The sequence below is a fragment of the Mesorhizobium sp. P160219 genome, assembly GCF_057786095.1.
This window is the reverse complement of sequence record NZ_JBYNWG010000001.1, coordinates 4,901,084-4,918,571: the sequence shown is the minus strand read 5'-3', so window position 1 is coordinate 4,918,571 and position 17,488 is coordinate 4,901,084. Positions and strand designations below refer to the sequence as shown.

Below are 17,488 nucleotides of genomic sequence, written 5' to 3'. Positions count from 1 at the left end.
AGATTTTGGGACGAAGCAGGATTTTCGACATGCCGTCCACTGCCATCCGCAACACCCATTACGACCCGTCGACGAAAATCCTCTCGGTCTGGTTCGTTCCAAGCGGAGCCCGCTACGACTATGAAGAGGTCGAGCCTGAGACCTATGCGGCGTTCCGGGCCGCCTTCTCGAAAGGGCAATTTTTCAACGAGTTCGTGCGCGACCGCTACCGGTTTCACTTGGTTGAAGAAGGGCGTCCGCGAGCAACCGGGTTCTGAAGGTGCGGTGATCCGTATAAGGTCGCGAACCCCAATTGCTTTTCAAATTGACTTGTTTCAACCTGCTTTGTGGGGACGGACAATGCCGTGGTCGAGATGGCCGTAACATTGGGGGAGGCAGCTTTTGAAATGCATATTGATTATACTCGGCGTGGTAGGTGTCCTGTCTTCCGCTGCGTCTGCAAAAGATAATCGACAACACATCGACCCTGCCTATCAAAAAAACATCAACTATCTGGCCGGGCTGTCCGACGCCCAGTTGAAATTGGTCGTAACATGGTCAGCTAACGTCATCGCCGTTACGACGCGATGCCCGGCGCTGCAGCTGACTCCAGACGGAAAATCCAAAATAACGGCGATATACATCTTGTACGATGTGCAAGATAAACACCTGATACCCAATCCCCCCGAATTCAAGAGAGCCATCAGGTTTTATGAAGGCGCTTACCGCACGGCGGCGCAACGCACGGACAGCTGTCGGGCGGAGAAAGCCAAGGACCCGGGAAGCTACCGGTAAATAGTTGTCGGCATGATCGACTAGAAGTGATTTGGCTCGCCGGAACCCCGGCGAAGCGCGAATTCTCTATAGCCCCTTCGCCAAATCGCCGTGAGAACTCACGGCCCGAAAACGCGACCGGACCGCGCGGACGCGCTTCGCCTTGCTGGTGACGCCCCCACCGTCACTTCGCAACCGAGCCCCCGAGAAAATGGACCTGGAGGCTTCTAGCGCGGGCATCGATTGTCTGGAAAGGCAACGGCGCTCTGGCTTGGTTGAATTATCGGCCGCCACCGCGGAAATCGTGCGGACGGAAGCCAAACGGCGACTGCATAGCCGCTCATCAAAGCCCTGTTCAACTCCTCAATTCGTGGTAAGGTGATTATACCAGTTAATAACATGACGATCGGCGCGGCCGTCGTTCAAAGCGGGAGTAGGGATAGATGACGACGATTGCGCTGTTCGGTGCCGGCGGCAAAATGGGTTACCGCCTGTCGACCAATTTTCGCGGATCGCCCTACACGGTACGCCATGTCGAGGTCAGCGAGGCCGGCCGCGATCGGCTGAAGACCGGACTGGGCTTCGACGCGGTCAGTGCCGATGCGGCGCTGGACGGGGCGGATATCGTCATCCTGGCCGTCCCCGACACGCATATCGGCAAGGTGGCGGCTGATATCGAGAGCAAACTGGCGCCTGGCACGATGGTGATAGTGCTCGACGCGGCTGCACCCTTCGCCGGCCATCTGCCCAACCGGCCGGACCTGACCTATTTCGTCACTCATCCCTGTCATCCGCCGATCTTCAACGACGAGACCGACATGGCGGCCAAGAAGGACTATTTTGGCGGCGTCAAGGCCAAGCAGCATATGGTCAGCGCGCTGATGCAGGGACCGGAAGCGGATTACGCCAAGGGCGAGGCGGTCGCGAAAGTCATCTGGGCGCCGGTCATGCGCTCGCACCGTGTCACTGTCGAACAGATGGCGCTGCTGGAGCCCGGTCTATCGGAGACGGTGTGCGCGTCACTGCTTGTCGTCATGAAGGAAGCCGTCGACGAGGTCGTCGCGCGTGGCGTCGACCAACAGGCCGCACTCGACTTCCTGCTCGGCCATATGAACGTGCTCGGCGCCGTGATTTTCGGCGAGACCAAGGGCGTATTCTCGGATGCCTGCAACAAGGCGATCGAATTCGGCAAGCCGGTGCTGATGCGCGACGACTGGAAGCGGGTGTTCGAGCCGGAAGAGATCGCCGCGAGCATTCGGCGCATTACCTGAGACAGGCCGAGTCGGGCGCTTGCCGGAGCGCCTCGATGGCTCGACACACCCGCCATGACGAACAGATGTTTTGCTCAGTGGGAACATGTCACCTCAATTAGTGATTGACTCATCATACCAGTTGGCTTAGCTGTTGATGGCTTGGGCAAGGGTTCGCGGGAAGTACGAAGCCTGGGCGAGTGGAGGGACGGCGGGGGAGCAGCGATCGTTTGGGAAGCCGGCACCGGCATTCAGCCTGAACCGATCGGCGGCCCGCGTTGCGCGATGAATTCGAATGCAGAGGCCTTGATTTATCAAGGCAATTTTTCAAACGGGAGGACATCATGAAACTCACACGCAGAATGACACTTGCGGCGTTCGCCGGCATGCTGGCGCTTGGCACGGCGGTACCCGCCTATGCGGCCGACCTCATTGCCATCATCACGCCCTCGCACGACAATCCGTTCTTCAAGGCGGAAGCCGTCGGCGCCGAAGCCAAGGCCAAGGAACTCGGCTACGAAGCGCTTGTGCTCGTCCATGATGACGACGCCAACAAGCAATCCGAATTGATCGATACGGCGATCGGTCGCGGCGCCAAGGCGATCATCCTGGACAATGCCGGCGCCGACGCCACTGTCGCTACCGTGCAGAAGGCCAAGGACGCGGGCGTGCCGTCGTTCCTGATCGATCGCGAGATCAACGCCACCGGCGTCGCCGTGGCTCAGATCGTCTCCAACAACTACCAGGGCGCCCAGCTCGGCGCGCAGGAGTTCGTCAAGCTGATGGGCGAGAAGGGCAATTTCGTCGAGCTGGTCGGCAAGGAATCCGACACCAATGCCGGCATTCGCTCGAAGGGCTATCATGACGTCATCGACGATTATCCGGATCTGAAGATGGTCGCCCAGCAATCGGCCAACTGGAGCCAGACGGAAGCCTATTCCAAGATGGAATCGATCCTGCAGGCCAACCCGGATATCAAGGGCGTCATCTCCGGCAACGACACCATGGCGATGGGCGCGTATGCGGCGCTGGTTGCGGCGAACCGCAAGGACGTCATCGTCGTTGGCTTCGACGGATCCAACGACGTGCGCGACTCCATCACCGCGGGCGGCATCAAGGCAACCGTCCTGCAGCCGGCCTATGCGCAGGCGCAGATGGCGGTCGAGCAGGCCAACGACTTCATCAAGAACAAGAAGTCGCCGGCCAAGGAAAAGCAGCTGATGGACTGCGTCTTGGTCAATGGTGACAATGCTGCCAAGCTGGAAACGTTTGCGCTGACCAACTGAGCCGGCGTGACATGAATAGCGAGGGGCGACCCAAGGGTCGTCCCTCGTCGCCATTTTCCGTGGGTGCCGACCACCATGCTGAACAACAAACCATCATGCTGAACAACAAGCCGATCTGGCCGATGCTTGTCGTTGCAGTCGGCATCAGCCTGACCGCCTGCAAGATCTTGCCGACTCCCTCGGGGGATAGCGGCAGCGCTGCCGCCTTCAATCCGGACAAGATGGTCGAGGAGATCTGGGCCGCGAAGGTCGTGCCTTACCTCCAGCAGAAGGCCGGGCCTTTTGCCGAGGTCCGCGCTCTGGCAAAAACCGATCCTGCTTCCGCCGGCACCAAATATGGCAATCCGAACAAGCAGGCGAATTCGCCCTGGACCTTCGCGGTTCGCGTCGAGGGCAAGATCATCGCAGCCAACACGCAGTCGCGGGCCGCGACCATGGATATCGATGTCGACGGCGACGGCAAGGCCGATGCGCGGGTGCAGATCGGACCGGCGATGCGCGGAACCGCGCTGCGCGACAGCCTCGATTTCATCCAGTTCAACGATTTTACCAACCAGATCGACTTCGCCCAGTTCGGCAAGGCGTTCAATGCCTATGCCGTCAAGGCCGTGCTTGCCAAACTGCCGCGTGACGCCTTGGAGGGCCGGACCGCCAAGGTCCTCGGCGCCTATACGCTCGAAAACGGCCAGGACCTGCCGCTGGTGACGCCGGCGGAGGCAGAAATCGGGCCGAAGCCATGAGCGCTGCGGTTGCTCACGATGTCATCCTGAAACTGGAGGACGTCTCCAAGGTCTATTCCGGCACCGTCGCGGTCAAGCGCGCGAATTTCGAGGTGCGCAAGGGCGCCGTCAATGTGCTGGTCGGCGAAAACGGCGCCGGCAAATCGACGCTGATGAAGATTATCGCCGGCGTCGAACAGCCGACGCTCGGCCGGATCCTCCTGGAAGGGGAGGAGGTCTCCTTCTCGTCATCGGGCGACGCGGTGAACCGCGGCATCGGCATGGTGTTCCAGGAGCTGAACCTGTTTGGCAATATGACCGTCGCCGAGAACATCTTCGCCACGCGCGAGATCACCAACCGGTTCCGCAAGATCGACCGCAAGGAGCAGGAGCGTCGCGCGGCGCAATTTCTCGAACGCCTGCAGGCCGGGATAAGGCCCGACATGCTGGTCGAGGATCTGCGCATCGGCCAGCAGCAGCTGGTCGAGATCGCCAAGGCGGTTTCGCTCGATGCGCGCATCCTGATCATGGACGAGCCGACCTCGGCGCTCAGTGCGGCGGAAGTCGAGATCCTGTTCAAGGTGATCGCCGACCTCAAGGCGCGCGGCGTGGCGATCGTCTACATCTCGCACCGGCTGGAAGAGCTGATCCGCATCGGCGACTACATCACGGTGCTGCGCGATGGGCACATCACCGGCCAGGAGGAGATGAAAAACGTCGACACCCGGTGGATCGTGCGGCAGATGATCGGCTCCGACGCCAAGGATTTCGCCAAGGCCGACGGCCATGTTCCCGGCGAAGAGATATTCCGCGCCGAGGACATCTGCCTGCCGCGCGCGACCGGCGGACTGGCGGTCGATCACGTTTCGCTGTCGCTGCGCGCCGGCGAGATCCTCGGCATATACGGCCTGATGGGCGCTGGGCGCAGCGAGCTGTTCGACTGCATCATGGGCCGCCATGGCCAGGCTACCGGCGCGATCTTCATCGCCGGCAAAAAGGTCAAGGAGCGCGACACGACGCGGCGCATCCGGCGCGGCCTGGCGCTGATCCCCGAAGACCGCCAACGCGAAGGGCTGGTGTCGATCCTGTCCGTCGCCAGCAATCTGACACTGGCCAGCCTGTCGCGGTTTGTCCGCCTGTTCCACATTCGCGGCGGCCAGGAGAAGCAGGCGGTGACGCAGATGGTGCGGGAACTGGCGATCAAGGTCGCCGACCCGGCGCAGGAGGTCTCGTCGCTGTCGGGCGGCAACCAGCAAAAGGTGGTGATCGGCAAGGCGCTGCTCACCGGGCCGAAGGTGCTGCTGATGGACGAGCCGAGCCGCGGCATCGATGTCGGCGCCAAGGCCGACGTCTTCCGCACCATGCGCAAACTGTCGCGAGACGGGCTCGGCATTCTGTTCGCCACCTCGGATCTCGATGAGGTGATGGCGCTGTCCGATCGCATCGCGGTGATGAGCAATGGAAAACTGACGGGCATGTTCGATCGCGCCGAGGCGACGGAGGCAGCCCTTGTCGCCGCCTCGGCACTTGGCCACGGACCGGCCCCGCACACGGAGAACCCATGACTGACATCCCAGCCAAGGCGGCTGTCTCCTCCGTTTCGAGCGGCTCGCTGCTGCTGACGCTGATGAAGGCGAGGACCTTCATCGCGCTGATCGCCGTCTTGATCTTCTTTTCGATCGCGGCGCCGAATTTCCTGTCGACCGCCAACCTGATCCTGATGTCGAAACATGTGGCGCTGAACGCCTTCCTCGCTATGGGCATGACCTTCGTCATCATCACCGGCGGCATCGACCTGTCGGTCGGCTCGATCGTCGGCCTGTGCGGCATGGTCGCCGGCTACCTCGTGCTGAACGGAATCGACCTGCAATTCGGCTACACAATCTATTTCAATGTCCTCGAGATCGCGCTGATCACGCTGGCGGTCGGCATATTGATCGGCGCTGTCAACGGACTGCTGATCACCAGGCTGAACGTCGCGCCGTTCATCGCCACGCTCGGCGTGCTCTATGTCGCGCGCGGCCTGGCGTTGCTGTCGTCGGACGGCCGCACCTTCCCCAACCTGGTCGGCAAGCCGGAGCTCGGCACCACCGGGTTTGGTTTCCTCGGCGCCGGGCGGCTGCTTGGCCTGCCTGTGGCGATCTGGATCCTGATCGTCGTCGCGCTGGCTGCGGCCTATCTCGCCAAATACACGCCGCTCGGCCGCCACATCTTCGCCGTCGGCGGCAATGAGCGGGCGTCGCGAATTTCGGGCGTTCGTGTCAACATGGTGAAAATGTTCGTCTACATGTTCTCCGGCTTCTGCGCGGCGATCGTCGGCCTGATCATCTCGTCGGAACTGATGGCCTCGCACCCGGCAACGGGCGAAAGTTTCGAGCTCAACGCCATCGCGGCGGCAGTGCTCGGCGGCACCTCGATGTCGGGTGGGCGCGGCACGATCGGCGGCACCATTGTCGGCGCCTTCGTCATCGGCATTCTTTCGGACGGGTTGGTGATGATGGGCGTGAGTTCCTTCTGGCAGATGGTGATCAAGGGCCTTGTCATCATCGTCGCCGTCGTCGTCGACCAAGCGCAGCGCCGGCTGCAGAGCCGGGTGACGCTGATGCAGATGGCAAAGGCAGGCTGAGCATGGCGGAGTTGCGGGGAGGGCTCATCGGCTGCGGCTTCTTTGCCATCAACCAGATGCATGCCTGGCGCGACATTGAAGGCGCCGCGATGGTCGCCATTTGCGACCGCGACCCGGAGCGGCTGCGCATCATCGGCGACCAGTTCGGCATTGCGAAGCGCTACACCGACGCGGCAGAGATGTTTGCAAGCGAAAGCCTCGACTTCGTCGATATCGCCACCACCGTTCCCAGCCATCGTCCGCTGGTCGAGATGGCGGCGCTGCACCGTGTGCCGGTGATTTGCCAAAAGCCGTTCGCGCCGACGCTTGCCGACGCCAAGGCGATGGTGAGGGCCTGCGTGGAAGCCGGCGTACCGCTGATGGTGCATGAGAATTTTCGCTGGCAGTCGGCGATCCAGGCGGTGCGTGCCGTGCTCGACAGCGGCGAGATCGGCACGCCGTTCTTCGGGCGCATCTCCTTCCGCTCTGCCTATGACGTGTTTTCCGGCCAGCCCTATCTCGCCAAGGGAAAGCGCTTCATCATCGAGGATCTCGGTATCCACAGTCTCGACATCGCCCGTTTTCTACTGGGCGACGTGTCGACGATCACGACGCGAACCGCGCGCATCAACCCCGGCATCGCGGGCGAAGATGTCGCGACGATGCTGATGGACCACAAGAGCGGGGCGACGTCAGTGGTCGACTGTAGCTACGCGACGAAGCTCGCCACCGAACCGTTTCCCGAAACGCTGATCGAGATCGACGGCAGCGACGGCACGATCCGCTTGGCGCAGGGATATCGGCTCACCGTCACCGGCAGGAGCGGCACGAAGATTACCGACGTTTCGCCGCCCGTACTCGCCTGGGCATCGCGCCCATGGCACAACATCCAGGAGAGCGTCGTCGCCATCCAGCAGCACTGGGTCGACTGCCTGGCAAAGGGAACCGAGCCGGCGACCTCGGGCGCCGACAATCTCAAGACATTCGCGCTGGTCGAGGCGGCCTATCTGGGCGCCGCGAGCCACGAACCTGTCCACCTGGATGGCTTGCTGACATGACAGCCGACGCCTTCCTCCTATACGGCACACGCGTGGTCGAGGCCGAGCCGGTTAGGCTGAGTGCGGGCTTGCTCAGCGCCGACTTTGTCAACGGCAGCCTGCGCACCATCCGTTACGGCGGCATCGAAGTGCTGCGCGCCATCGCCTACATCGTGCGCGACCGCGACTGGGGCACCTATGAACCGGCGCTGACGGACCTTGCCGTCGATCAGGACGCCGACAGCTGCTCCGTCAGCTACTCCGCAACTTGCTTAGCACCGGGCGGAAGCCGGCTCGACTTTCGCGCTACGATCAAGGGCTCCGCCAACGGTCACCTAGTGTTCGACGTCAGCGCGGTCCCTGAAAGCGATTTCGAGACCAATCGCTGCGGTTTTTGCGTCCTGCATCCGATCGCCGGCCTCGCCGGCAGCCCGGTCACGGTCGAGCATACCGACGGCAGCGTGGTGGCGACGAAACTGCCACTGCTGATCGATCCCTGGCAGCCTTTCAAGGATTTGCGCGCGATCACCCATGAGGTCCGGCCGGGCATCACTGCCGAATGCCGGATGGAGGGCGACACTTTCGAGATGGAGGACCAGCGTAACTGGTCGGACGCGTCCTACAAGACCTATGTGCGGCCACTGGCGTTGCCTTGGCCCTATGTGCTGCCGGCCGGCCAAACTGTAAGCCAGACGGTCAGCCTGCGCATCACCGGCGAGGGGGGAATGCCGGCCGCAGCATCTGCCGCCGAACCGGTCAGCGTCGAACTCGGCGAGACCGGGCAGAGGCTGCCGGATCTCGGCGTGATCATCTACCCGGATGAGGTCGAAGCAGCGCTCGCAAATCTTTCGACATTGACCGAGTTCGGCCCGCAGCAACTTGTCTTCCACTACGATCCGACGCGCGGTCACGGCGTCGAAGCATTGCAGTCTTATGCAAGGCTCACCGCCGCCTATCCGGTGCAGACGACGCTGGAATGCGTCGTTGCCTGCGCGGGCGACCTCGATGCCGAGCTGTCAGGCGTTGCCGACATGGTGCGTCAAGCCGGGTTGAAGCTTTCGGCCATTGCCGTCTCGCCTTCGGTTGACCGGCAGTCGACACCGCCGGGCAGCGCGTGGCCGGACTGTCCGCCGCTCGAAGACGTCTATGCCGCGGCCCGTCGCGCCTTTCCCGATATCCGGCTCGGCGGCGGCATGTTCAGCTATTTCACCGAGCTCAACCGCAAGCGCGTGCCGGCGGGCCAACTCGATTTCGTCACCCACTGCACGTGCCCGATCGTGCACGCCGCCGACGATCTCAGCGTCATGCAGTCGCTGGAGGCGCTGCCCTTCATCACCGCGTCGGCGCGGGCGATCTTCGGGGAAAAGCCTTACCGCATCGGTCCATCGACGATCGCCATGCGCCAGAACCCCTATGGCGGCGCGACCAAGGGCAATCCCGGGGGCCAGCGCATCGCCATGGCCGATCGCGACCCTCGCCATGCCGGCCTGTTCGCAGCCGCATGGGCGATCGGCTATGCCGCGCGTGTCGCGCCGGCCGGGCTGGAACTGCTCACGCTGTCCGGCTTCGCCGGGCCTTTCGGCGTGCTCGCAGCATCCGGCGAACCCGTCGCCGAAGGATCGCCTCGGCCGATCTTCGATGCCATCAAGGGGCTTTGCGAACTGGCCGGCCTTACGTATGTGGCGACGAAAACGAGCGACGAGACCAAGGTGCTGGCGCTGGCCGGCCGCTCCGCTTCGGGCAAGACCGTGGCGTGGCTGGCGAACCTGACGGCGGACGACGTGACGGTCGACATCTCAGCGTTTGGCCGAGGCCAACTGGTGATGACCCCTTACGCGATCACGCGGATCGGCTGAAATCAGTTGCCGGAGTTCATCACATAAAGCGCGCGCGAGCGCTCGAGGTGCTTGATCATCGCCTTCTCGGCGCCGTCGGCATCCTTCTTCTCGATGCGGCCGATGATCTCTTCATGCTCGGTCAGCGTGAACTGTTCCTTGCCGGTCCAGATCAGCATTTCGGTGTGATATTCCTTCAGCCAACCGAGCATCGCCTCGCTGACGGCGATATAGATCGGGTTGCCTGAAATGGCCGCGATCTGGGTGTGAAACTTCATGTCGGCTGAAATGAAAGCCTCGGAATCGCCGCGAAAGCCACGCTGTTCGGCAATTGTGGCCCGCAGCTGCTCAACGTCCTCGGCAGTGGCGTTTTCGGCGGCTTCCCTGACCATGCCGCGCTCGAAGAAGATGCGCGCCGTTTTCAGGTGTTCCAACGTGTCCTTCGACGACGACAGGATGATCTTGGCTGCGCCATCGACCTGCTTGATGATCGACTTGGCGGTCAGCTGCAGCACCTTGGCGCGTTCCCCATGCGAGATCGCGACGAGGCCCATATTGCTCAGCGCCTGCATCGCCTCGCGGATCGCGGGACGGCCGACCTCGAAGCGCTCCATCAACTCGCGCTCCGACGGCATGTCGTCGCCCGGCGTCAATTCTCCGCTGGTGATCAGGCGCTTCAGCCGCAAAAACACTTCGTCGGAAAGTTTGCGCCGGACGATCGGCTCCGAACGGTTCATCGTCGCGAATCACTCCCTTGACCTGTGTCTATCTAGCACTGCCGCAGCTGTTCCCGGAATGGCTGTCGCCCCGATCGCCCATAGCCGCTAGACAGGATATCGCTTGCAAAGCTCATGTACTCATTATACCAGATTCCGACGATCAAGGAACTCTTTTCGAACCCCCTGCGGCCTCAGACAACGAACCATGATCACGCTCACCTACCGCATCGAGACATCAGGCAGCATCGAGACGCTGGCAGCCAAGATCGCCAGCGACCAGTCGACTGGAACCTTCGTCGCGCTGCCCGGCGAGACCGAGGAACTGAAAGCCCGGGTGGCCGCGCGTGTCCTGGCCATTCGGCACCTGCCGGACGCACTTCGCCCCTCCATTCCCGAGGCCGGTAACGGGCCGTTCAAGCGCGCGGATGTCGACATCGCCTTTCCATTCGATGCCATCGGCCACGACCTGTCGGCTCTGATGACCATTGCCATCGGCGGCGCCTATTCGATCAAGGGCCTGTCCGGCATTCGCGTTGTCGACATGAAGCTGCCGGAGCAATTCCGCGGCGCGCATCCAGGTCCGCAATTCGGCGTCGCCGGCAGCCGCAGGCTGACAGGTGTCACGGATCGGCCGATCATCGGCACCATCGTCAAGCCGGCGCTGGGGCTGCGGCCCCCCGAGACCGCCGCGATGGTGGGCGAGCTGATCGCCGCCGGTGTCGATTTCATCAAGGACGATGAGAAGCTGATGAGCCCAGCCTATTCGCCGCTGGCGGAGCGGGTAAAGGCAATCATGCCGCTGATCCTCGACCACGAGCAGAGGACCGGCAAGAAGGTGATGTATGCCTTCGGCATCTCGCATGCCGACCCGGACGAGATGATGCGCAAACACGATCTGGTGGCCAAGGCCGGCGGCAATTGCGCGGTGGTCAACATCAACTCCGTCGGTTTCGGTGGCCTGGCCTTCTTGAGAAAACGCTCCAGCCTGGTGCTTCACGCTCATCGCAACGGCTGGGACATCCTCACCCGCCATCCCGGCCTCGGTATGAACTTCAAGGTCTGGCAACAGTTCTGGCGGCTGCTCGGCGTCGACCAGTTCCAGATCAACGGCATCCAATCGAAATACTGGGAGCCGGACGCGTCTTTCGTCGAGTCCTTCAAGGCGGTGACGACGCCGATTTTTGCGCCTGAGGATTGCGCCTTGCCTGTGGCGGGCTCCGGCCAATGGGGCGGGCAAGCACCCGAGACCTATGAACGGACCGGCCGGACGGTCGATCTGCTCTATCTGTGCGGCGGCGGCATCGTCAGCCATCCGGATGGACCGGGCGCCGGGGTGCGTGCCGTGCAGCAAGCCTGGCAGGCGGCGGTCGACGGCATTCCGCTGGCGGATTTCGCCTTGAGCCATCCGGAGCTGGCGCGGTCGATCGAAAAATTCGGCGACGGCAAAGCGGCCTGAAGCAATGCAAGACCTGCTTCTCAGCTATTATGGCGACGACCTCACCGGCTCGACCGACGCCATGGAAGCGCTCGAACTCGGCGGCGTGCCGACCGTGCTGTTCATGCGCCAGCCGGACGCGGCCATGCTTGCGCAGTTCAGCCACTGCCGCGCCATTGGATTGGCCGGCACCAGCCGCAGCGAGACGCCACAATGGATGGACACGCATCTGAGCGATGCCTTCGCTTGGCTGAAGACGCTGAATGCCGCGATCTGTCACTACAAGGTCTGCTCGACCTTCGATTCCAGTCCGACGATCGGCAGCATCGGTCGCGCCATCGAGATCGGCCGCTCGGTTTTCGCTCAGGACAGCGTGCCGCTGCTGGTTGGGGCGCCGCAGCTCAAGCGTTACACCGCCTTCGGTCATTTGTTCGCGGCCTATCGTGAAAAGTATTTCCGCATCGACCGCCATCCGGTGATGAGCCGCCACCCGACGACGCCGATGGATGAATCCGACCTGCTGATCCATCTGTCGCGGCAGACGGAGCTCACATCGGGGCTGGTCGATCTCGCGACGTTGCAGTCGGTGTCGCGCTCGGAAGCCTTCGACCGCTTGCTCGCTGAGGGCACCGACATCGTACTTGTCGATGTCGACAGCCTCGAGACGCAGGCGCTTGCCGGCAAGGGGATATGGCGCGCCCGCAAGCCGGGCGGTTCGTTCGTCGTCGGCTCGTCCGGGATCGAATATGCGCTGCTGGCCGAATGGGTGTCGAGTGGGACAGTCAGAGCTGAGCCAGGATTTTCGCCGCCAGGTGCCGCCGACCGGATCGCGGTCGTCTCGGGCAGTTGTTCGCCGACGACCGAACGACAGATCCGGCACGCTTTGACCGACGGCTTCGATGGCATCGAGGTCGATCCCGTCGAACTGATCTCCGATGCTTCCGGAGATGCGATCGCACGCGCGACGGCAGCCGGTCGCGCCAGTCTGGAAGCCGGGCGCAGCGTCGTTCTCTACACGGCCCTTGGACCCGCGGCCGATAGGGGGGGCGAAATCGACCGCCAGGAAGGCGCCCGCCACAAGCTCGGGCGGGGCCTCGGCGAACTGCTTCGCGCGCTGACCATCGAGCAGAAGTTGCAGCGCGTGGTCGTTGCCGGCGGCGATACGTCGAGCCACGCGCTCGGCCAGATGGGTGTCGATGCGCTGACCGTGCGGATGCCGTTGCCGGCGTCGCCGGGCTCGCCGCTTTGCGTCGCTCACTCGCGCGTCAAGGCGATCGATGGGCTGGAGGTGGCACTCAAGGGCGGGCAGGTTGGAACCGACCGCTATTTCAGCGCCATCCGTGACGGCCTTAGCAGCTGATTACGCGTCGCCTGGCAACGGCGAGATCCATTCATGCCCTCTAACGGCGCCGTAGCGGTTTTTGTCGCGCATGTTGACGTTAAATTCACATAAAGATATGGGTGTTTTGTCCGGGCAAGGTACTTTTGCCATTTATCCGCCTTGCTCTATCGGGGTTGTCGCCATGTGTTTCGCCCTTGCATCAGACTGCAGGATCGCCCTGTAGCAATCGCCAATGCTGAAAGAGGCGGTGATCATGCCCAGCCTGCTCGGAATCGATAACGGCCTCACGGTCACCAAGGCGGTCATCTTCGATGCCGACGGCACGCAATTGTCCGTGGCGCGTCGCCGGGTGCCGCAATCGATGCCCCACGCGCGCTGGGTGGAGCGCGACATGTCAGGCCTGTGGCAAGCAACAGCCGACGCCATCAAGGAGGCGATCGCGCTCTCCGGCAGGCCGGCGGAAGACATCAAGGCGGTGGCGGCGACCGCGCATGGCGATGGTCTCTATCTGCTCGATCATGATCGTCAGCCTTTGGGACCAGGCATCCTGTCGCTCGACAGCCGCGCCGGCGACATTGTCGACAGGTGGTCCGCCGGTACCGTTTTCACCGATGCGCTGGCGACGACGGGCCAGACGCCGCATGTTTCGGCGCCGTCGGCGCTGCTGGCGTGGCTCAAGCAGAACGATCCTGATCGCTATGGCCGCATCGGCCATGTGCTGGCCTGCAAGGAATGGCTGCGCTTTTGCCTGACCGGCACGATCGGGACCGACCGCACGGAGGCCAGCACTTCATTCACGGATTTTCGCACGCAAGCCTATGCGCCTGAAGCGCTGCGCATCTTCGGGTTGGAGGATCTGTTCAACGCGCTGCCGCCGGTGGCGCATTCCGCTGACATCGCCGGTCAAGTCACAGCCGATGCCGCCGAAAGGACCGGCCTTCGCAAGGGAACACCGGTCGCCTGCGGCCTGCACGACGTGGCCGCATCGGCGCTTGGCATGGGCGGCCATGAAGACGGCGTGCTCGCCATCGTCGCCGGCACCTATTCCATCAATGAAGTCGTCTCTTCGCAACCGCGCGTCGACCGGCGTTGGTTCTGCCGCAACGCCATCGACGCGGGCCGTTGGAACAACATGTCGATCTCGCCGGCCTCGACCGCGAACTACGACTGGTTTCTCGACACGTTTTGCCGCGCGGAGCAGGACAGGACGGATGGCGGCTCCCTCCACGAATTGCTGGCGGGAGAGATCGACGCGGCGTTGAAGAAGCCTTCGACCATCCTGTTTCATCCCTATCTGTTCGGCTCTCCCTATGGCGATTTGGCCAGCGGCAGCTTTGTCGGCCTGCATGGCTGGCACAATCGCGGCGACATGCTGAAGGCGGTTCTGGAAGGCATCGCCTTCAATCACCGCACCCATGTCGAGGCTTTGCGCGAAGGCTTTGCTATCAGCGAGATCCGCCTGACCGGCGGCGGCTCGCGTAATCCTGCCTTCGTGCAGATGTTTGCCGACGTGCTGAACGCCCCGGTCACCGTCACCTCGACGGATGAGACCGCGGCCCTCGGTGCCGCGCTTTGCGCAGGTGCCGCGGTCGGGATCTTCGCGACGCCGCAACAGGGCGCCAGGCAGGTCGGGATGACGGAGCGGACGTATCAACCCGTGCCCGCCTCCAGTGCTGTGTTCAATGAGCGGTTTTCGCTCTACTGCCGCATAGCCGAGCAGCTGAAGTCGCATTGGCCTGATATCGAAAGGCTGGCGGGGGTAAACGCATGATCAAGGCCGACGAACGACGCGAAGAGATCGCCGATTATGTGATCAAGCTCGGCCAGGTGCGCATCGATGATCTGGTCGAGCATTTCGGCGTGTCGCGCATGACCATCCACCGGCATATCGACCGGCTGGCGCAGCAGGGCGTGCTGCGCAAGCTGCACGGTGCGGTGACGGTCCAGCCTTCCGGCCTCTACGAGAGCGCTTTCCGCTACCGGGTGACCGTCAATCGAGCCGAGAAGGATGCACTGGCGCGGGCGGCACTGGATTATATCGAGGCCGGCCAGGTGGTGATGCTGGACGATTTATCGACGGCAAACGCGGTCGCGACGCTGCTGCTCGACGTCAAGCCGCTGACCGTCATTTCCAACAGCGTTTCGACGGCGGGCCAATTGATCAATGTGGACGATATCGATTTCATCTGCCTCGGCGGCCAGTATCATCCCACTTACAATGCCTATATCGGCATTGTCTGCGAGAACGCCGTGGCGCAGTTGCGCGCCAATGTGCTGATCTGTTCGGCTTCGGCCGTCACCGGAACCACTGCTTTCATCCAGGATCCGAATGTCGTGCGGGTCAAGCAGGCGATGATGACCGCCTCCGTGAAGCGCATCCTTTTGGTCGACCACGCAAAATTCGACCGGATCGCGCTGCATGTCTTCGACGATCTGACCAGTTTCGACGCCGTGCTGGTGACCGAGGGCCTGGGCGATGCGCAGGCGCAGAGCCTCGAACGGGCGGGGGTGAAGTTGCGCATCGTCAAGACGAAGGCGCCATGAACCCAGCAGATGGAGCCGGGGCGGACAATCCCGCAGGGCGTCTCGCCGCGATGGCCGGGACCGGCGAAGTCGACGTCGTCATTCTTGGCGCCGGCATCAACGGGGCTGGGCTGTTTCGCGATCTGTGCGCGCAAGGTGTCAGCTGCCTGATCGTCGAAAAGGCGGATTTCGGCTCGGGCACCAGTGCCGCGCCGTCGAGGCTCATCCACGGCGGCTTGAAATATCTCGAGACCGGCGAGTTCGGGCTGGTGGCGCAGTCGACGCTCGAACGCAATCTGCTTCTTCAAAACGCGCCGCACTATGTCAGCCCGCTGCCGACCGTCATCCCGATCTTCTCGTGGAGCAAGGGCATGCTCGCGGCGTTGCGAACGCTGTTCGGCTCGACCAGCGCGCCGCGCAGCCGCGGCGCCATACTGATCAAGATCGGCTTGATGATCTACGATTTCTACGGTTCACGAAACCAGGTCATGCCGCGCCACCGCATGGTCGGGCGGCGGCAGGCGCTTGTTGAGATGCCGGCGCTCAATCCGGCGATCGTCGCCACCGGCACCTACTACGACGCCAAGATAAGTCACCCGGAAAGGCTGGTGCTGGAACTGATCCTCGACGGCTTGCAGGCTCACGCGGCGTCTGCCGGTGCCAACTACACGACACTGGCGGCTTCAGCCAATGGCGTGCTCACCTTCCAGCCGGAAAACGGCGCGGCCTTTTCGGTGCGGCCGAAGCTGGTGGTGAACGCCGCCGGTCCGTGGATCGACGACGTCAACGCGCTGCTTGGTGCTCCATCGAAGATGATCGGCGGCACCAAGGGCTCGCATATCCTTTTAAGGCATGACGAACTGGTCAAAAGCCTCGCCGGGCGCATGCTCTATTTCGAGGCCGATGACGGCCGCATCTGCCTGGTCTACGGCTATCTCGGCCTGGCGCTGGTCGGCTCGACCGACATCAAGGCCGACAATCCGGACGCGGTCCGCTGCGAACCCGAAGAAGTCGACTATCTGCTCGACAGCGTGCGAACGCTGCTGCCGGGCATGGCGTTCGAGCGCGACCAGATCGTCTACGCCTATAGCGGCATCCGGCCGCTGCCGACGTCTGAAGCAGCGACGCCCGGACTGATCAGCCGCGATCATTCGGCGCCCGTTGCCGAGCCGGACGGCAACAGGCCCTTTGCAGTCATTTCGCTGGTCGGCGGCAAATGGACGACGTTCCGCGGCTTTGCCGAGGAAGTCACTGATACCGTACTCAAGCGCTTGCAGCGCAGCCGCAAGATGTCGACTCAGTCGATGCCGATCGGCGGTGGGCGGGATTTTCCGGCCAATGCCGCCGCGCGCGCGGACTGGCTGGCTGAGGCACAGCAGGCAACGGGCGCCGGGGAAGGGCGCCTTGATCAATTGCTGTCGCGCTACGGGACCAGAGCCGTTGAGATCGCCAGGCACGGGTCGGATGATGAGGGTTGCCTGCCGGACTCCGGCGGCTACGGCAAGGCGGAAATCGACTACATCGCGCGCAACGAGTTCGTCGAACATCTGGCCGATGTCGTTATGCGCCGCAGCACGTTGGCGATAGGCGGCTCGCTGACGAGCCGCGACCTGCAGGAGATTGCCGCGATCGCGGGGCGGGCGTTGGGGTGGAGCACCGAGCGCCTCACGCGGGAGGTCGAAGCCGCTGTTGTCGAGCTCGAAGGCAGGAACCTGATGCGGCTGGACTGATCGCTTGATCGCCGACGCCTAGCTTTTCCTGAGGCAATCCGATCGATTTGCCCTTGTTGCGCCCTGTGCATCAACCTTCCCATTTTGCACCCGGATTGGGATTTGCCGGCGCCTACGGGCTCATGCCGTCACTGGATACGGTAACACAAATTGACGTTAAATTAACACTACCGTATGGTCATATTGTATGCTTACCTTCTAATAGGCTCGCGTTGGCTGCCGAACGTCGGCTGAGGCAACCATCTGCGGAGGGA

The 17,488-nt window shown here is 62.8% G+C and carries 15 protein-coding genes; 14 read left to right on the top strand and 1 reads right to left on the bottom strand.

Features of this window, described 5'->3' with window-relative positions; translation table 11 throughout:
- Window positions 1-29 precede the first annotated feature (29 nt).
- From AC3EMP_RS23925 to apnL, 9 genes are all read left to right on the top strand, one after another.
- Window positions 30-257 carry a KTSC domain-containing protein gene (locus tag AC3EMP_RS23925; protein ID WP_023691072.1) on the top strand — a complete coding sequence of 76 codons (228 nt, stop codon included), beginning with the start codon at window positions 30-32 and terminating at the stop codon, window positions 255-257.
- A gap of 136 nt (window positions 258-393) precedes the next feature.
- Window positions 394-774: a hypothetical protein gene (locus AC3EMP_RS23920; protein WP_023697645.1), complete on the top strand. Its 381-nt coding sequence runs from the start codon at window positions 394-396 to the stop codon at window positions 772-774.
- 422 nt (window positions 775-1,196) lie between these two features.
- Window positions 1,197-2,024 carry a phosphogluconate dehydrogenase C-terminal domain-containing protein gene (locus AC3EMP_RS23915; protein WP_352595539.1) on the top strand — a complete coding sequence of 276 codons (828 nt, stop codon included), beginning with the start codon at window positions 1,197-1,199 and terminating at the stop codon, window positions 2,022-2,024.
- Window positions 2,025-2,347: 323 nt separating this feature from the next.
- Window positions 2,348-3,289 (top strand): D-ribose ABC transporter substrate-binding protein, encoded by a 942-nt coding sequence (locus tag AC3EMP_RS23910; RefSeq protein WP_352711511.1) that lies wholly within the window; start codon window positions 2,348-2,350, stop codon window positions 3,287-3,289.
- Window positions 3,290-3,384: 95 nt separating this feature from the next.
- Window positions 3,385-4,029, top strand: coding sequence for a DUF2291 family protein (locus AC3EMP_RS23905; protein WP_352595544.1), 645 nt, complete (start codon window positions 3,385-3,387; stop codon window positions 4,027-4,029).
- Window positions 4,026-5,573 carry a sugar ABC transporter ATP-binding protein gene (locus AC3EMP_RS23900; RefSeq protein WP_352595547.1) on the top strand — a complete coding sequence of 516 codons (1,548 nt, stop codon included), beginning with the start codon at window positions 4,026-4,028 and terminating at the stop codon, window positions 5,571-5,573. The genes AC3EMP_RS23905 and AC3EMP_RS23900 overlap by 4 nt, the downstream gene beginning before the upstream one ends.
- Window positions 5,570-6,634 carry an ABC transporter permease gene (locus AC3EMP_RS23895; protein ID WP_352595550.1) on the top strand — a complete coding sequence of 355 codons (1,065 nt, stop codon included), beginning with the start codon at window positions 5,570-5,572 and terminating at the stop codon, window positions 6,632-6,634. The genes AC3EMP_RS23900 and AC3EMP_RS23895 overlap by 4 nt, the downstream gene beginning before the upstream one ends.
- A gap of 2 nt (window positions 6,635-6,636) precedes the next feature.
- The gene (locus AC3EMP_RS23890) at window positions 6,637-7,671 is read left to right on the top strand and encodes a Gfo/Idh/MocA family protein (RefSeq protein WP_023681700.1); all 1,035 of its coding nucleotides are present in this window, start codon (window positions 6,637-6,639) and stop codon (window positions 7,669-7,671) included.
- A complete protein-coding gene (gene apnL, locus AC3EMP_RS23885; protein WP_352595553.1) occupies window positions 7,668-9,506 on the top strand; it encodes a D-apionate lactonase in 1,839 nt (612 codons plus the stop codon). Before AC3EMP_RS23890 ends, apnL begins: the two co-directional genes overlap by 4 nt.
- Window positions 9,507-9,508: 2 nt before the next feature.
- Here the strand turns inward: apnL and AC3EMP_RS23880 are convergent, their stop codons facing one another.
- Entirely contained in the window at window positions 9,509-10,222 is a 714-nt protein-coding gene (locus AC3EMP_RS23880; protein ID WP_023672607.1) for a transcriptional regulator NanR, read from the bottom strand.
- A gap of 187 nt (window positions 10,223-10,409) precedes the next feature.
- Here AC3EMP_RS23880 and oiaX point away from each other — a divergent pair, with 187 nt between their 5' ends.
- The 5 genes from oiaX (at window position 10,410) to AC3EMP_RS23855 (ending at window position 17,234) form a co-directional block, all read left to right on the top strand.
- Window positions 10,410-11,660, top strand: a complete 1,251-nt coding sequence (gene oiaX / locus AC3EMP_RS23875) for a 3-oxo-isoapionate-4-phosphate decarboxylase OiaX (protein ID WP_352595555.1) — start codon at window positions 10,410-10,412, stop codon at window positions 11,658-11,660.
- Window positions 11,661-11,664: 4 nt separating this feature from the next.
- A complete protein-coding gene (locus AC3EMP_RS23870; RefSeq protein WP_023710717.1) occupies window positions 11,665-12,999 on the top strand; it encodes a four-carbon acid sugar kinase family protein in 1,335 nt (444 codons plus the stop codon).
- A 235-nt stretch (window positions 13,000-13,234) separates the two neighbouring features.
- Entirely contained in the window at window positions 13,235-14,752 is a 1,518-nt protein-coding gene (locus tag AC3EMP_RS23865; RefSeq protein WP_352595578.1) for an FGGY-family carbohydrate kinase, read from the top strand.
- Window positions 14,749-15,525, top strand: coding sequence for a DeoR/GlpR family DNA-binding transcription regulator (locus AC3EMP_RS23860; protein ID WP_488494684.1), 777 nt, complete (start codon window positions 14,749-14,751; stop codon window positions 15,523-15,525). The genes AC3EMP_RS23865 and AC3EMP_RS23860 overlap by 4 nt, the downstream gene beginning before the upstream one ends.
- The gene (locus tag AC3EMP_RS23855) at window positions 15,522-17,234 is read left to right on the top strand and encodes a glycerol-3-phosphate dehydrogenase/oxidase (protein ID WP_023710716.1); all 1,713 of its coding nucleotides are present in this window, start codon (window positions 15,522-15,524) and stop codon (window positions 17,232-17,234) included. Before AC3EMP_RS23860 ends, AC3EMP_RS23855 begins: the two co-directional genes overlap by 4 nt.
- The last annotated feature ends 254 nt before the right edge of the window (window positions 17,235-17,488 follow it).

What these genes read in the sequence shown, in the direction of transcription:
- AC3EMP_RS23925 (WP_023691072.1), top strand. Translation starts at nt 30, where the DNA reads ATGCCGTCCACTGCCATCCGCAACACCCATTACGACCCGTCGACGAAA.
- AC3EMP_RS23915 (WP_352595539.1), top strand. Translation starts at nt 1,197, where the DNA reads ATGACGACGATTGCGCTGTTCGGTGCCGGCGGCAAAATGGGTTACCGC.
- AC3EMP_RS23910 (WP_352711511.1), top strand. Translation starts at nt 2,348, where the DNA reads ATGAAACTCACACGCAGAATGACACTTGCGGCGTTCGCCGGCATGCTG.
- AC3EMP_RS23905 (WP_352595544.1), top strand. Translation starts at nt 3,385, where the DNA reads ATGCTGAACAACAAGCCGATCTGGCCGATGCTTGTCGTTGCAGTCGGC.
- AC3EMP_RS23900 (WP_352595547.1), top strand. Translation starts at nt 4,026, where the DNA reads ATGAGCGCTGCGGTTGCTCACGATGTCATCCTGAAACTGGAGGACGTC.
- AC3EMP_RS23895 (WP_352595550.1), top strand. Translation starts at nt 5,570, where the DNA reads ATGACTGACATCCCAGCCAAGGCGGCTGTCTCCTCCGTTTCGAGCGGC.
- AC3EMP_RS23890 (WP_023681700.1), top strand. Translation starts at nt 6,637, where the DNA reads ATGGCGGAGTTGCGGGGAGGGCTCATCGGCTGCGGCTTCTTTGCCATC.
- apnL (WP_352595553.1), top strand. Translation starts at nt 7,668, where the DNA reads ATGACAGCCGACGCCTTCCTCCTATACGGCACACGCGTGGTCGAGGCC.
- AC3EMP_RS23880 (WP_023672607.1), bottom strand. Translation starts at nt 10,222, where the DNA reads ATGAACCGTTCGGAGCCGATCGTCCGGCGCAAACTTTCCGACGAAGTG.
- oiaX (WP_352595555.1), top strand. Translation starts at nt 10,410, where the DNA reads ATGATCACGCTCACCTACCGCATCGAGACATCAGGCAGCATCGAGACG.
- AC3EMP_RS23870 (WP_023710717.1), top strand. Translation starts at nt 11,665, where the DNA reads ATGCAAGACCTGCTTCTCAGCTATTATGGCGACGACCTCACCGGCTCG.
- AC3EMP_RS23865 (WP_352595578.1), top strand. Translation starts at nt 13,235, where the DNA reads ATGCCCAGCCTGCTCGGAATCGATAACGGCCTCACGGTCACCAAGGCG.
- AC3EMP_RS23860 (WP_488494684.1), top strand. Translation starts at nt 14,749, where the DNA reads ATGATCAAGGCCGACGAACGACGCGAAGAGATCGCCGATTATGTGATC.
- AC3EMP_RS23855 (WP_023710716.1), top strand. Translation starts at nt 15,522, where the DNA reads ATGAACCCAGCAGATGGAGCCGGGGCGGACAATCCCGCAGGGCGTCTC.